A 13070-nucleotide genomic window follows, 5' to 3' on the forward strand; every position below is an offset into this window, starting at 1 on the left:
AGTATTCGGTGGAGCGGTAGTTCAGTCGGTTAGAATACCTGCCTGTCACGCAGGGGGTCGCGGGTTCGAGTCCCGTCCGTTCCGCCACTTATTAAGACATTAAGCCTGCCCTTTCGGCATGCTTAATGGCAAAAACTCTAGGGGCGTAGCTCAGTTGGTAGAGCACCGGTCTCCAAAACCGGGTGTCGCGAGTTCGAGTCTCTCCGCCCCTGCCATATAGAATCCTTTGCTTCGGCAAAGGATTTTTTTTTGCCTGCAAAACAGCTCAACACCTTCCTGAAGAATAAGCAGCCTGCGTTTCCGCAGGCTTTTGCGTTAATCCAGTATGCTGGTTTTTAACAGATCTTTTATCTGCGACTGCTTATCGCTGTTTTGCAGCCAAATGGCATACAGCGGCCTGGAGAGAGTTGTCGAATCGGTGACAACATGGAGTGCGGGTTTATTATCCGCCCAGCGAACAGGTAACCATGTACAGCCTTTCAATGCGGGAAGATGCTGGCATGCGATCTCCGCAGAGCTTGTCGTGAGTTGCGGGATATCATCGCTGGCAATTAACCCCGTCTCGTGCTGCTGAAAATCAGGCCCCCATTCCAGGCGTAAATAATTCAGGTCGGCCTTCATCATTGCAGGCTCGGATGCATAGAGCGCCAGGCTAAACTGTCCAACAATCTGGCTGCTAAATTCGTCCATCTTGGGCGCTTCTGTGGTGATCAGGAGATCAAGCTGCCGCTCGTGGAGTTGCTTAACCAGCGACTGGCGTTGCGCAATCCTCGCCTCAAATTGCAGATGGTTGTGTGAGCGATATAGCCGCATAAGCCACTGGCTGAGCATGCATTCCCATAGTGAAGCGCTGGCACCGATTGAGAATTCATTATGCCGGGAGGTGTGCGCAACCTCCTTCCGCGCTGCCTGCCAGGTATTCATCAGGGTTTCTGCATAAGGCAATAGCTTTTCACCGGCCGGGGTTAAACGAATATTGTTGCGATGGCGGGTAAAAAGGTTCACACCCAGTTGATTTTCCAGCTGTCGAATACGAAAACTGACTGCTGACTGCGTCAGGTAGAGGGCTTCAGCTGCTCGCCCAAAGTGTCGCGTTCTGCTCACTTCGAGGAAAGTTTTTAGCAATTCCGTATCCACATCTTTCTCCGCAAAATTATTTGTCGTTATGATTTAAATGTTTTGTTTTACACTCTGTCAAGCGTAACTAATACTCCGCGCCATAAATAGCTCGGCCAAAGAATTAGGAGCGTGTAGGATGGCGGAAAGCTTTACGACGACTAATCGTTTTTTCGACAATAAACATTATCCGCGCGGGTTCTCTCGTCACGGCGATTTCACTATCAAAGAAGCTCAACTTCTTGAGCGCCATGGTTATGCCTTTAACGAGCTGGATCTGGGTAAACGTGAACCGGCAACCGAAGATGAAAAACAGTTTGTCTCTGTTTGCCGTGGTGAGCGTGAGCCGCAGTCTGATGCAGAACGTGTATGGATCAAGTATATGGCTCGCATTAAGCGTCCTAAGCGTTTCCATACGCTGTCTGGCGGCAAGCCGCAGATGGAAGGTGCAGAAGACTACACCGAGTCTGACGATTAAGAAGAGAAGGGGCTACGGCCCCTTTTTTTTACGCCAGCATTTTTTGCAGATGCAACAGCAGCCGATCGATCGCACGGTAACTTAATGCCTCCTGCAAATGCCGCCTCTCTATTCCGGGGCAGCCTTCCACGTCGGCGACCGTGCGCGCAACTTTCAACAAACGCTGCCACGCGCGAATGGATAGCCCAAACCGCGTCAGTGTCTCTTCCAGCCAGCCCGCATCTTCAGCGTTGAGAGAACAAAACTGTCGGATCCCGCTGTTATCCAGCCGGGCATTCAGCCTGTTCTGACGAACATACTGCCGCGCCTGCGCCGCAATAACCCGTTCACGCACAGCTGCTGAGCTTTCGCCTTTGATACCGGTTTGCCTCAGCAGACCGGGCGGGGGCAGGGGGATCTCGAGAGATAAATCAAAACGGTCGAGGAAGGGGCCGGACAGCTTACTTAGATAGCGCAGCGTCTGCTCCGGCGTACAGCGGTTATGATTGCCCTGATAATGACCCGTAGGGCTAGGGTTCATCGCGGCGACCAGCTGAAACTGCGCAGGGTAGCTTAATTTGGCCCGTGTACGAGACAAATGGATTTCGCCGGATTCAATCGGCTCCCGCAATGCATCCAGCACGCGGCGTTCAAACTCTGGCAATTCATCCAGAAACAGAATGCCGTTGTGCGCCAGTGAGATTTCACCCGGCCCGGGGATCGAACCCCCGCCCACCATCGCGGTAAGAGACGCACTGTGGTGTGGAGAGCGGAAGGGACGGCGGCGCCACTGTTTATGCAGCGACGTAGAACTGACCAGGCTAAATATCGCGGCGCTTTCCAGCGCTTCGTGATTATTGAGGGGTGGCAACAGGCCGCTCAATCTGCTCGCCAGCATCGTTTTCCCCGTGCCTGGCGGACCTATCAGTAACAGGTTATGCCCACCCGCGGCCGTTATCTCTAACGCTCGTTTACCCTGTTCCTGACCCATAATATCGCTGAGATCCTCGGGCGAATCTGGCGCCACCTCGTCATTCTCCTGCGGCTCGGCAAGCTCGTGTCGGCCTTCCAGCCAGGCGCAAACCTCCTGCAAATGTCCCGCGACAAGACATCCCTTTTCGGCGATAAGGCTTACTTCAGAGGCATTTTCATTGGCCACAATGATTTGTCTTCCCGCGCGTATGGCTTCAAGCGCACCCGAGATTGCTCCGGGAACGCCTCTTAACGCGCCTGTAAGCGCTAATTCACCCACGAACTCGCACGAGCTTAGCCCTGGCGTATTGAGCTGTTCAGAAGCCGCGAGAAGCGCTATAGCAATAGGTAAATCATATCGCCCTCCCTCCTTTGGCAAATCGGCGGGCGCAAGGTTGATGGTGATCTTCTTCGCCGGAAAAGCATAACCGCTATTAATAATTGCGCTGCGCACGCGATCCCTCGCCTCTTTAACGGTCGTTTCTGGTAAGCCGACCAGCGTCAGTCCGGGCAGTCCATTACTTAAATGAACCTCTACAGAAATAAGCGGTGCCTTCACGCCGATGGCCGCGCGTGTATAAACAACTGACAGTGACATAAGCCCTCCTTGGCGGTGACTATGCCAGCATCATTTTTTCCTGTTTAGCGCTAATTCACTGAATTACGGCGCTCGTTCCAGCCTTTTAGCGCCTAAATGTAATCATTACATGTCGGTGGAATCGGCCTCGCAGAAAAGGAATCATGCGCGCCTTGCCTGATGAAACAGGACAAAAAAAATGAAAAATCTTCATTTCTATTTTTTCCCTATATAAAACAACGATTTTGAAAGAAATAGTTCGCCTGCTACAGAAACAGGTCATAAAAAAATCTTGTGTCAGATGAAATATCTGTGGTAACTCTTTAGGTATTCCTTCGAACAAGATGCAAAAAGAACTGAAAATGACAGCCCTTCTACGAGTGATTAGCCTGGTCGTGATTAGCGTGGTGGTGATTATTATCCCACCGTGCGGGGCTGCACTTGGACGAGGAAAGGCTTAGAAATCAAGCCTTAACGAACTAAGACCCCCGCACCGAAAGGTCCGGGGGTTTTTTTATGACTAAAAAACGGAAATGAGGAGCAGAGAATGACAAGTAGCACAAAATTCTGTTTCTCCCGATTTATGACGGGGAACTAACTATGAATGGGGCACAGTGGGTAGTACATGCGTTGCGCGCGCAGGGAGTCGAGACAGTATTCGGTTATCCGGGTGGCGCAATTATGCCGATTTACGATGCACTGTATGACGGCGGCGTGGAGCACCTGTTGTGCCGACACGAGCAGGGCGCAGCGATGGCCGCCATCGGTTATGCCCGTGCCACCGGTAAAACCGGTGTCTGTATGGCGACCTCAGGTCCGGGCGCAACGAACCTGATCACCGGTCTGGCTGATGCACTGCTGGATTCTGTTCCCGTTGTTGCCATCACCGGACAGGTTGCCTCTCCGTTCATCGGCACCGATGCCTTCCAGGAAGTGGATGTGCTCGGTTTATCGCTGGCCTGCACCAAACACAGCTTCCTCGTTCAGTCTCTCGAAGAGCTGCCGCGGGTGATGGCCGAAGCGTTCGAGGTTGCCAGCTCTGGCCGTCCTGGCCCGGTTCTGGTTGATATCCCGAAAGATATCCAGGTTGCACTCGGCGATCTGGAACCGCATTTCTCTACCGTGAAAAGCGATGATGCGTTCCCGCATGCACAGGTGGAAGAGGCGCGTCAGATGATGGTGCAGGCCAAACAACCGATGCTGTACGTTGGTGGTGGCGTAGGTATGGCGCAGGCGGTTCCTGCCCTGCGCGAATTTATCGCGGCAACGCAAATGCCTGCCACCTGCACGCTGAAAGGGTTGGGTGCGGTAGATGCTGATTACCCCTACTATCTGGGCATGCTGGGGATGCATGGTACCAAAGCGGCAAACCTGGCGGTGCAGGAGTGTGACCTGCTCATCGCCGTCGGCGCCCGTTTTGACGACCGCGTCACCGGCAAGCTGAACACCTTCGCGCCAAACGCCAAAGTGATCCATATGGACATCGACCCGGCGGAGATGAACAAACTGCGTCAGGCGCATGTCGCGTTGCAGGGCGATCTTAACGCGCTGTTACCGGCCCTGGAGCAGCCGCTGGATATTAACCCATGGCGTCAGCACACCGCCGATATGCGCGCTGAACACGCCTGGCGTTACGACCACCCCGGCGAGGCCATCTACGCGCCGCTGCTGTTGAAGCAGTTGTCCGACCGTAAGCCCGCCGACAGCGTGGTGACGACCGATGTCGGCCAGCATCAGATGTGGTCTGCCCAGCACATGACCTACACCCGTCCGGAAAACTTCATCACGTCCAGCGGGTTAGGGACGATGGGCTTCGGTCTGCCAGCCGCCGTTGGTGCACAGGTTGCCCGCCCGAACGATACCGTTATCTGTATCTCCGGTGACGGCTCCTTCATGATGAACGTTCAGGAGCTCGGCACCGTGAAGCGCAAGCAGTTACCGTTGAAGATCGTGTTGCTCGATAACCAGCGTTTAGGGATGGTTCGCCAGTGGCAACAGCTGTTCTTCCAGGAACGTTACAGTGAAACCACCCTGACCGATAACCCCGATTTCCTCACCCTGGCCAGCGCCTTCGGCATTCCTGGCCAGCACATCACCCGTAAAGACCAGGTTGAAGCGGCACTCGACACCATGCTGTCAAGCGAAGGCCCATACCTGCTTCATGTCTCAATCGATGAGCTTGAGAACGTCTGGCCGTTGGTACCGCCCGGTGCCAGTAACTCACAAATGCTGGAGAAATTATCATGATGCAACATCAGGTCGCCGTGCAGGCTCGCTTCAACCCGGAAACATTAGAACGCGTTTTGCGTGTGGTGCGTCATCGTGGTTTTCAGATTTGCTCTATGAATATGGAAACGGCCACCGACGCGCAAAACATCAGTATCGAATTAACCGTTGCCAGCCCGCGGCCGGTCGACTTACTGTTTAGTCAGTTATCAAAACTGGTAGACGTTGCCCATGTTGCCATCTGCCAGAGCACAACCACATCACAACAAATCCGCGCTTAAGCGTGACAGGACGAAAAAATGACGACAAAAAAAGCTGATTACATTTGGTTCAATGGTGAGATGGTTCGCTGGGAAGACGCGAAAGTTCACGTGATGTCCCACGCGCTGCACTACGGCACCTCCGTGTTTGAAGGGATCCGTTGCTACGACTCTCACAAAGGACCAGTGGTGTTCCGCCACCGTGAACACATGCAGCGTCTGCATGACTCAGCCAAAATTTATCGTTTCCCGGTCTCCCAAAGCGTTGATGAGTTGATGGAAGCCTGCCGCGAGGTGATTCGCCAGAACAAACTGACCAGCGCCTATATTCGTCCGCTGGTCTTCGTGGGTGATGTCGGCATGGGCGTCAACCCGCCCGCTGGCTATAACACCGATGTGATTATTGCTGCGTTCCCGTGGGGCGCCTACCTGGGCGCGGAAGCACTGGATCAGGGGATCGACGCAATGGTTTCTTCCTGGAACCGCGTGGCGCCAAACACTATCCCGACTGCGGCTAAAGCGGGCGGTAACTACCTGTCCTCACTGCTGGTCGGCAGCGAAGCGCGCCGTCACGGTTACCAGGAAGGTATCGCGCTGGATGTGAATGGCTACATCTCCGAAGGTGCGGGCGAAAACCTGTTTGAAGTAAAAGACGGCATTCTGTTCACCCCGCCGTTTACCTCGTCCGCGCTGCCAGGCATCACCCGTGACGCCATCATCAAGCTGGCAAAAGATCTGGGTATCGAAGTGCGCGAGCAGGTGCTGTCCCGCGAATCCCTGTACCTGGCTGACGAAGTGTTTATGTCCGGTACCGCGGCTGAAATTACGCCGGTGCGTAGCGTCGATGGCATTCAGGTGGGCGAAGGCCGCTGTGGCCCAGTGACCAAACGCATTCAGCAAGCGTTCTTTGGCCTCTTCACCGGCGAGACAGAAGATAAATACGGCTGGTTGGATCAGGTTAATCACTAAATATAAATTTGGGACGGCACGCACCGTCCCATTAAATAGTCAGACGGGAGTAAATAAAGCATGCCTAAGTATCGTTCAGCCACCACCACCCACGGCCGTAATATGGCGGGTGCCCGCGCACTGTGGCGCGCCACCGGAATGACCGACGCCGATTTCGGCAAGCCAATTATCGCCGTGGTGAACTCCTTCACCCAGTTTGTGCCGGGCCACGTGCACCTGCGCGATCTCGGTAAGCTGGTTGCCGAGCAAATCGAAGCCTCCGGCGGCGTGGCGAAAGAGTTCAACACCATTGCGGTGGATGACGGTATCGCAATGGGCCACGGGGGGATGCTCTATTCGCTGCCGTCGCGCGAGCTGATCGCCGACTCGGTGGAGTATATGGTTAACGCCCACTGCGCCGATGCGATGGTCTGTATCTCCAACTGCGACAAAATCACCCCGGGGATGCTGATGGCCTCCCTGCGTCTGAACATTCCGGTGATCTTCGTTTCCGGCGGCCCGATGGAAGCGGGGAAAACCAAGCTTTCCGACAAAATCATCAAGCTCGACCTGGTCGATGCGATGATCCAGGGCGCGGACCCGAAAGTCTCTGACGAGCAGAGCGACCAGGTGGAACGCTCCGCGTGCCCGACCTGCGGCTCCTGTTCCGGGATGTTCACCGCCAACTCCATGAACTGCCTGACCGAAGCGCTGGGCCTTTCTCAGCCGGGCAACGGCTCGCTGCTGGCGACCCACGCCGACCGTAAACAGCTGTTCCTTAACGCGGGCAAGCGCATCGTTGAGCTGACCAAACGCTACTACGAGCAGGACGATGCCAGCGCGCTGCCGCGCAACATCGCCAGTAAAGCGGCGTTCGAAAACGCCATGACGCTGGATATCGCCATGGGCGGCTCCACCAACACCGTTCTCCACCTGCTGGCCGCCGCGCAGGAAGCTGAAATCGACTTCACCATGAGCGACATCGACAAGCTCTCCCGCAAAGTGCCGCAGCTGTGTAAAGTCGCGCCGAGTACCCAGAAGTACCACATGGAAGATGTCCACCGTGCGGGTGGTGTGATTGGTATTCTCGGCGAGCTGGATCGCGCCGGGCTGCTTAACCGCGACGTGAAAAACGTGCTCGGCCTGACGCTGCCGGAGTCGCTGGAGCAGTACGACGTGATGCTGACCAAAGACGACGCGGTGAAAAACATGTATCGCGCCGGTCCGGCGGGCATCCGTACCACCCAGGCGTTCTCGCAGGATTGCCGTTGGGACACGCTTGATGACGATCGCGCCGAAGGCTGCATTCGCTCGCTGGAACATGCCTATAGCAAAGACGGCGGCCTGGCCGTGCTGTACGGTAACTTTGCGGAAAATGGCTGTATCGTGAAAACCGCTGGCGTGGACGACAGCATCCTGAAATTCACCGGTCCGGCAAAAGTGTATGAAAGCCAGGACGAAGCGGTAGACGCCATCCTCGGTGGCAAAGTGGTAGAAGGCGACGTGGTGGTCATTCGCTACGAAGGACCGAAAGGCGGTCCCGGCATGCAGGAGATGCTCTACCCGACCACCTTCCTGAAATCGATGGGCCTCGGCAAAGCCTGCGCGCTGATCACCGATGGTCGTTTCTCCGGCGGCACGTCTGGTCTCTCCATCGGCCACGTCTCCCCGGAAGCGGCAAGCGGCGGCAACATCGCGATCATCGAAGATGGCGACCTGATCGAAATCGACATTCCGAACCGCGGCATTCAGCTGAAGCTGAGTGACCAGGAGATTGCGGCCCGTCGTGAAGCGCAGGAAGCCCGCGGCGACAAAGCCTGGACGCCGAAAGATCGCCAGCGCGAAGTCTCCTTCGCCCTGCGCGCCTACGCGAGCCTTGCAACCAGTGCAGATAAAGGCGCGGTGCGCGATAAATCTAAACTGGGGGGCTAACGATGGCCGAGTCACAACCCTTATCCGCCGCCCCTGAGGGGGCGGAATACCTGAGAGCGGTGCTACGCGCGCCGGTCTATGAAGCCGTGCAGGTCACGCCCCTGCAAAAAATGGAAAAACTCTCTTCGCGTCTCGACAACGTCATTCTGGTGAAGCGTGAAGACAGGCAGCCGGTGCACAGCTTCAAGCTGCGCGGAGCCTACGCGATGATGGCCGGGCTGACGGACGAGCAGAAAGCGCGCGGGGTGATTACCGCGTCGGCGGGCAACCACGCGCAGGGCGTGGCGTTTTCCTCGGCGCGTCTGGGGCTGAAGGCGCTGATCGTGATGCCGGTTGCTACCGCAGACATCAAGGTCGACGCGGTGCGCGGTTTCGGCGGAGAAGTCTTGCTCCACGGGGCTAACTTTGACGAAGCCAAAGCCAAAGCGATTGAGCTGGCGCAGCAGCAGGGGTTCACCTGGGTGCCGCCGTTCGACCACCCGATGGTGATTGCCGGGCAGGGTACGCTGGCGCTGGAGCTGTTGCAGCAGGACGCCCATCTCGACCGCGTTTTCGTCCCGGTGGGCGGCGGCGGCTTAGCCGCTGGTGTGGCGGTGCTGATCAAACAGCTCATGCCGCAGATCAAAGTCATTGCCGTGGAAGCGGAAGACTCCGCCTGCCTGAAAGCGGCGCTGGATGCCGGGCATCCTGTGGATCTGCCGCGCGTCGGGCTGTTTGCCGAGGGCGTGGCGGTGAAGCGCATTGGCGACGAAACGTTCCGCCTGTGCCAGGAGTATCTCGACGATATCGTCACCGTCGACAGCGACGCTATCTGCGCGGCGATGAAAGATCTGTTCGAAGACGTGCGTGCGGTGGCGGAACCCTCCGGCGCGCTGGCGCTGGCGGGGATGAAGAAATACATCGCCCAGCACAATATCCGCGGCGAGCGTCTGGCGCACGTGCTTTCCGGTGCCAATGTGAACTTCCACGGCCTGCGTTACGTGTCCGAGCGCTGCGAGCTCGGCGAACAGCGTGAAGCCCTGCTGGCGGTGACCATTCCGGAAGAGAAGGGCAGCTTCCTGAAGTTCTGCCAGCTGCTGGGCGGCCGTTCGGTAACGGAGTTCAACTACCGCTTTGCCGACGCCAAAGATGCCTGCATTTTTGTCGGCGTGCGTCTGAGCCGTGGCGTGGAGGAGCGCAAAGAGATCCTCAGCCTGCTGCACGACGGCGGCTACAGCGTGGTCGATCTCTCTGACGATGAGATGGCGAAGCTGCACGTGCGTTACATGGTCGGCGGCCGTCCTTCCAAGCCGCTGAAGGAACGCCTGTTCAGCTTCGAGTTCCCGGAATCACCGGGCGCGCTGCTCAAGTTCCTGCACACGCTCGGCACGCACTGGAACATCTCCCTGTTCCACTACCGCAGCCACGGCACCGACTACGGGCGCGTGCTGGCGGCGTTCGAACTGGGCGAGCACGAGCCGGATTTCGAAACGCGCCTGAACGAACTGGGCTATGAATGTCATGACGAAACCCATAACCCGGCTTTCAGGTTCTTTCTGGCTGGTTAGTGGTTCGGCAATATCGTCCAGAACGCATCAATAAGCGGCTCATGCAGCCGCTTTTTTTGTGCGCACACGCCCAGCTCAAACGGCGTCTTCTCGTCGCTGCGCTCCAGAATCATCACGCGGTTGCGCACCGGTTCCGGGCTGTTTTCCAGCACCACTTCCGGCAGCAGCGCCACGCCGCAGCCAAGCGCCACCATCGACACCATCGCCTCATGGCCGCTGACGGTAGCGTAAATCGACGGGTTGCTGATTTTCTGACGGCGGAACCACAGCTCGATGCGGCGGCGCACCGGCCCCTGATCGGCCATGATAAACGGCACCGTCGACCAGTCCGGTTTCTCCACCGAGACCTGGTTGCGCACCGGGCAGGGCAGCGCCGGGGCAATCAGCACCACCGCCAGATTCTCCAGCATCGAGAACGCCACCGCCCCCGGCAGGGTTTCCGGTTTCCCGGCAATCGCGAGATCCGCTTCGCCCGTGACCACTTTTTCCATCGCGTCGGCGGCATCGCCGGTGGTGAGCTTAATTTCAACCGACGGATGTTCCGCGCGGAAGCGGTCAAGAATGGGGGGAAGATGGCTGTAGGCAGCGGTCACGGAACAGAAAATATGCAGCTCGCCGGAAAGCGACGGCCCCTGCTGGTCGATGGTGTGCCGCAGCTGCTGATACTGCAACAAGGTTTGCTGGGCAAAGATGCGCAGCTCTTCGCCGGCTTCCGTGAGGGTGACGGTGCGGTTATCGCGCACGAACAGCGGCTGGCCGAGGTCTTCCTCAAGGCGCTGGATCTGGCGCGAAAGCGTGGACGGGCTGACGTGCATCGCCCGGGCGCTGCGGCCAAAGTGACGGCTTTCCGCCAGGTGCAGGAACATTTTCAGATCGCGTAAATCCACCGATTCCACTCCCTCTTTTTACATTGCATAAATTGCAATGTGACGTTGTGAATATATCAATTTCCGCAATAAATTTCCTGTTGTAATGTGGGTACATTGTCGCTGAAAGGCGAACCGAACAATAAGACACACAACATCACGAGGTATCACCCATGGCTAACTACTTTAATACACTGAACTTGCGCCAGCAGCTGGCGCAGCTGGGCAAATGCCGCTTCATGGCGCGCGATGAATTTGCTGATGGCGCGAGCTACCTTCAGGGTAAAAAAGTGGTCATTGTCGGCTGTGGCGCACAGGGTCTGAACCAGGGCCTGAACATGCGTGACTCCGGGCTGGATATCTCCTACGCCCTGCGCAAAGAAGCGATTGCCGAGAAGCGCGCTTCATGGCGTAAAGCGACCGAAAACGGCTTCAAAGTAGGTACCTACGAAGAGCTGATCCCGCAGGCGGATCTGGTGGTGAACCTGACGCCGGACAAGCAGCACTCTGACGTTGTGCGTTCCGTACAGCCGCTGATGAAAGACGGCGCCGCGCTGGGTTACTCCCACGGCTTCAACATCGTTGAAGTGGGCGAGCAGATCCGTAAAGACATCACCGTGGTGATGGTGGCACCGAAGTGCCCGGGCACCGAAGTGCGTGAAGAGTACAAACGTGGCTTCGGCGTACCGACGCTGATCGCCGTTCACCCGGAAAACGATCCGAAAGGCGAAGGCATGGCGATTGCCAAAGCCTGGGCAGCGGCCACCGGCGGCCATCGTGCGGGCGTACTGGAATCTTCCTTCGTTGCGGAAGTGAAATCTGACCTGATGGGCGAGCAGACTATCCTGTGCGGCATGCTCCAGGCTGGCTCTCTGCTGTGCTTCGACAAGCTGGTGGAAGAAGGCACCGACCCGGCATACGCGGAAAAACTGATTCAGTTCGGCTGGGAAACCATCACCGAAGCGCTGAAGCAGGGCGGCATTACGCTGATGATGGACCGTCTGTCCAACCCGGCAAAACTGCGCGCGTTCGCACTCTCTGAACAGCTGAAAACCATCATGGCGCCACTGTTCCAGAAACATATGGACGACATCATCTCCGGCGAGTTCTCCTCCGGCATGATGGCAGACTGGGCGAACGACGATAAGAAACTGCTGACCTGGCGTGAAGAGACCGGTAAAACCGCGTTCGAAACCGCACCACAGTACGACGGCAAGATCACCGAGCAGGAGTACTTCGATAAAGGCGTCCTGATGATTGCGATGGTGAAAGCAGGCGTTGAGCTGGCGTTCGAAACCATGGTGGATTCCGGCATCATTGAAGAGTCTGCGTACTACGAATCGCTGCACGAGCTGCCGCTGATCGCAAACACCATCGCCCGTAAGCGTCTGTATGAGATGAACGTGGTGATCTCCGATACCGCCGAGTACGGTAACTACCTGTTCTCTTACGCCTGCGTACCGTTGCTGAAAGAGTTCATGACCACCCTGCAAGCGGGCGATCTGGGCCAGGCGATTGCGGAAGGTGCGGTTGATAACGCGCAGCTGCGTGACGTTAACGAAGCGATTCGCAGCCACGAAATCGAGAAAGTGGGCCAGAAACTGCGTGGCTACATGACCGATATGAAACGTATCGCGGTAGCAGGCTAAACACGATGAATCGGGTGGCGCAAGCCACCCGAACTGTTTTAGCTACGCAGTATCGCGCCGGGATAACCCAGCTGGCGCCACGCCTCATACACCACCACCGACACCGCATTCGACAGGTTCATGCTGCGGCTGTCCGGCATCATCGGAATACGAATTTTCTGCTCGGCTGGCAGGGCATCCAGAATGGTGGCCGGCAGGCCGCGGGTTTCCGGACCAAACATCAGATAATCCCCGTCCTGATAGCTTACGGCGCTGTGTGCTGGCGTGCCTTTGGTGGTCAGGGCGAACATGCGCTGCGGCTTCTCTGCGTCCAGAAACGCGGCGTAATCGTGATGACGAACGACGGCGGTAAACTCATGGTAGTCCAGCCCCGCGCGGCGCAGACGTTTGTCGTCCCACGTAAAGCCCATCGGCTCAATGATGTGCAGACGAAAACCGGTGTTGGCGCACAGGCGGATAATATTGCCGGTGTTCGGCGGAATTTCTGGTTCGAATAAGACGATGTTAAGCATGCTGCCCC

At 56.9% G+C, this 13070-nt stretch carries 13 protein-coding genes and 2 tRNA genes; 11 read left to right on the top strand and 4 right to left on the bottom strand.

Translation table 11 applies throughout. The annotated features are described in order from the left end of the window. Positions 1-10: 10 nt before the first annotated feature. Both ACOTXL_RS21025 and ACOTXL_RS21030 read left to right on the top strand, forming a co-directional pair. Positions 11-87: transfer RNA gene (locus ACOTXL_RS21025), tRNA-Asp, on the top strand. Between the two features lie 52 nt (positions 88-139). Next, a tRNA-Trp gene (locus ACOTXL_RS21030) sits at positions 140-215 on the top strand. A 100-nt stretch (positions 216-315) separates the two neighbouring features. On the opposite strand, the gene hdfR is transcribed toward ACOTXL_RS21030, so the two are convergent. Continuing rightward, entirely contained in the window at positions 316-1137 is an 822-nt protein-coding gene (gene hdfR, locus ACOTXL_RS21035; protein ID WP_003860190.1) for an HTH-type transcriptional regulator HdfR, read from the bottom strand. Between the two features lie 118 nt (positions 1138-1255). Here hdfR and ACOTXL_RS21040 point away from each other — a divergent pair, with 118 nt between their 5' ends. Further along, positions 1256-1594 (top strand): DUF413 domain-containing protein, encoded by a 339-nt coding sequence (locus ACOTXL_RS21040; RefSeq protein WP_006808641.1) that lies wholly within the window; start codon positions 1256-1258, stop codon positions 1592-1594. A 28-nt stretch (positions 1595-1622) separates the two neighbouring features. On the opposite strand, the gene ACOTXL_RS21045 is transcribed toward ACOTXL_RS21040, so the two are convergent. Further along, entirely contained in the window at positions 1623-3143 is a 1521-nt protein-coding gene (locus ACOTXL_RS21045; protein ID WP_045350922.1) for a YifB family Mg chelatase-like AAA ATPase, read from the bottom strand. A 341-nt stretch (positions 3144-3484) separates the two neighbouring features. On the opposite strand from ACOTXL_RS21045, the gene ilvL reads away from it, so the two are divergent. The 7 genes from ilvL (at position 3485) to ilvA (ending at position 10035) form a co-directional block, all read left to right on the top strand. Then, positions 3485-3583, top strand: a complete 99-nt coding sequence (gene ilvL / locus ACOTXL_RS21050; RefSeq protein WP_001311244.1) for an ilv operon leader peptide — start codon at positions 3485-3487, stop codon at positions 3581-3583. A gap of 86 nt (positions 3584-3669) precedes the next feature. After that, on the top strand, positions 3670-3720 hold the full coding sequence (ilvX, locus tag ACOTXL_RS21055) for a peptide IlvX (RefSeq protein WP_192930497.1): 51 nt from the start codon (positions 3670-3672) through the stop codon (positions 3718-3720). Between the two features lie 2 nt (positions 3721-3722). Continuing rightward, entirely contained in the window at positions 3723-5369 is a 1647-nt protein-coding gene (gene ilvG, locus ACOTXL_RS21060; RefSeq protein ID WP_032608559.1) for an acetolactate synthase 2 catalytic subunit, read from the top strand. Continuing rightward, positions 5366-5629, top strand: coding sequence for an acetolactate synthase 2 small subunit (gene ilvM, locus ACOTXL_RS21065; RefSeq protein ID WP_003860184.1), 264 nt, complete (start codon positions 5366-5368; stop codon positions 5627-5629). The genes ilvG and ilvM overlap by 4 nt, the downstream gene beginning before the upstream one ends. A gap of 18 nt (positions 5630-5647) precedes the next feature. After that, a complete protein-coding gene (ilvE, locus tag ACOTXL_RS21070) occupies positions 5648-6577 on the top strand; it encodes a branched-chain-amino-acid transaminase (RefSeq protein WP_003860182.1) in 930 nt (309 codons plus the stop codon). Positions 6578-6637: 60 nt separating this feature from the next. Then, on the top strand, positions 6638-8488 hold the full coding sequence (ilvD, locus tag ACOTXL_RS21075) for a dihydroxy-acid dehydratase (protein WP_008501574.1): 1851 nt from the start codon (positions 6638-6640) through the stop codon (positions 8486-8488). Between the two features lie 2 nt (positions 8489-8490). Further along, on the top strand, positions 8491-10035 hold the full coding sequence (gene ilvA, locus ACOTXL_RS21080; protein ID WP_032608562.1) for a threonine ammonia-lyase, biosynthetic: 1545 nt from the start codon (positions 8491-8493) through the stop codon (positions 10033-10035). Here the strand turns inward: ilvA and ilvY are convergent. Continuing rightward, positions 10032-10922, bottom strand: coding sequence for an HTH-type transcriptional activator IlvY (gene ilvY / locus ACOTXL_RS21085; protein ID WP_022652050.1), 891 nt, complete (start codon positions 10920-10922; stop codon positions 10032-10034). The two genes, ilvA and ilvY, sit on opposite strands and share 4 nt — an antisense overlap. A gap of 152 nt (positions 10923-11074) precedes the next feature. Between ilvY and ilvC the strand changes: the two genes are divergently transcribed. Next, complete coding sequence (gene ilvC, locus ACOTXL_RS21090) at positions 11075-12550, top strand: ketol-acid reductoisomerase (protein ID WP_006808634.1); 1476 nt, start codon at positions 11075-11077, stop codon at positions 12548-12550. A gap of 38 nt (positions 12551-12588) precedes the next feature. Here the strand turns inward: ilvC and trmL are convergent, their stop codons facing one another. Continuing rightward, on the bottom strand, positions 12589-13062 hold the full coding sequence (gene trmL, locus ACOTXL_RS21095; protein ID WP_022649772.1) for a tRNA (uridine(34)/cytosine(34)/5-carboxymethylaminomethyluridine(34)-2'-O)-methyltransferase TrmL: 474 nt from the start codon (positions 13060-13062) through the stop codon (positions 12589-12591). Between the last annotated feature and the right edge of the window lie 8 nt (positions 13063-13070).

Origin of the sequence: Enterobacter cloacae complex sp. IR5402, from assembly GCF_049238125.1 — a bacterium.
GTDB lineage: Bacteria > Pseudomonadota > Gammaproteobacteria > Enterobacterales > Enterobacteriaceae > Enterobacter > Enterobacter hormaechei_C.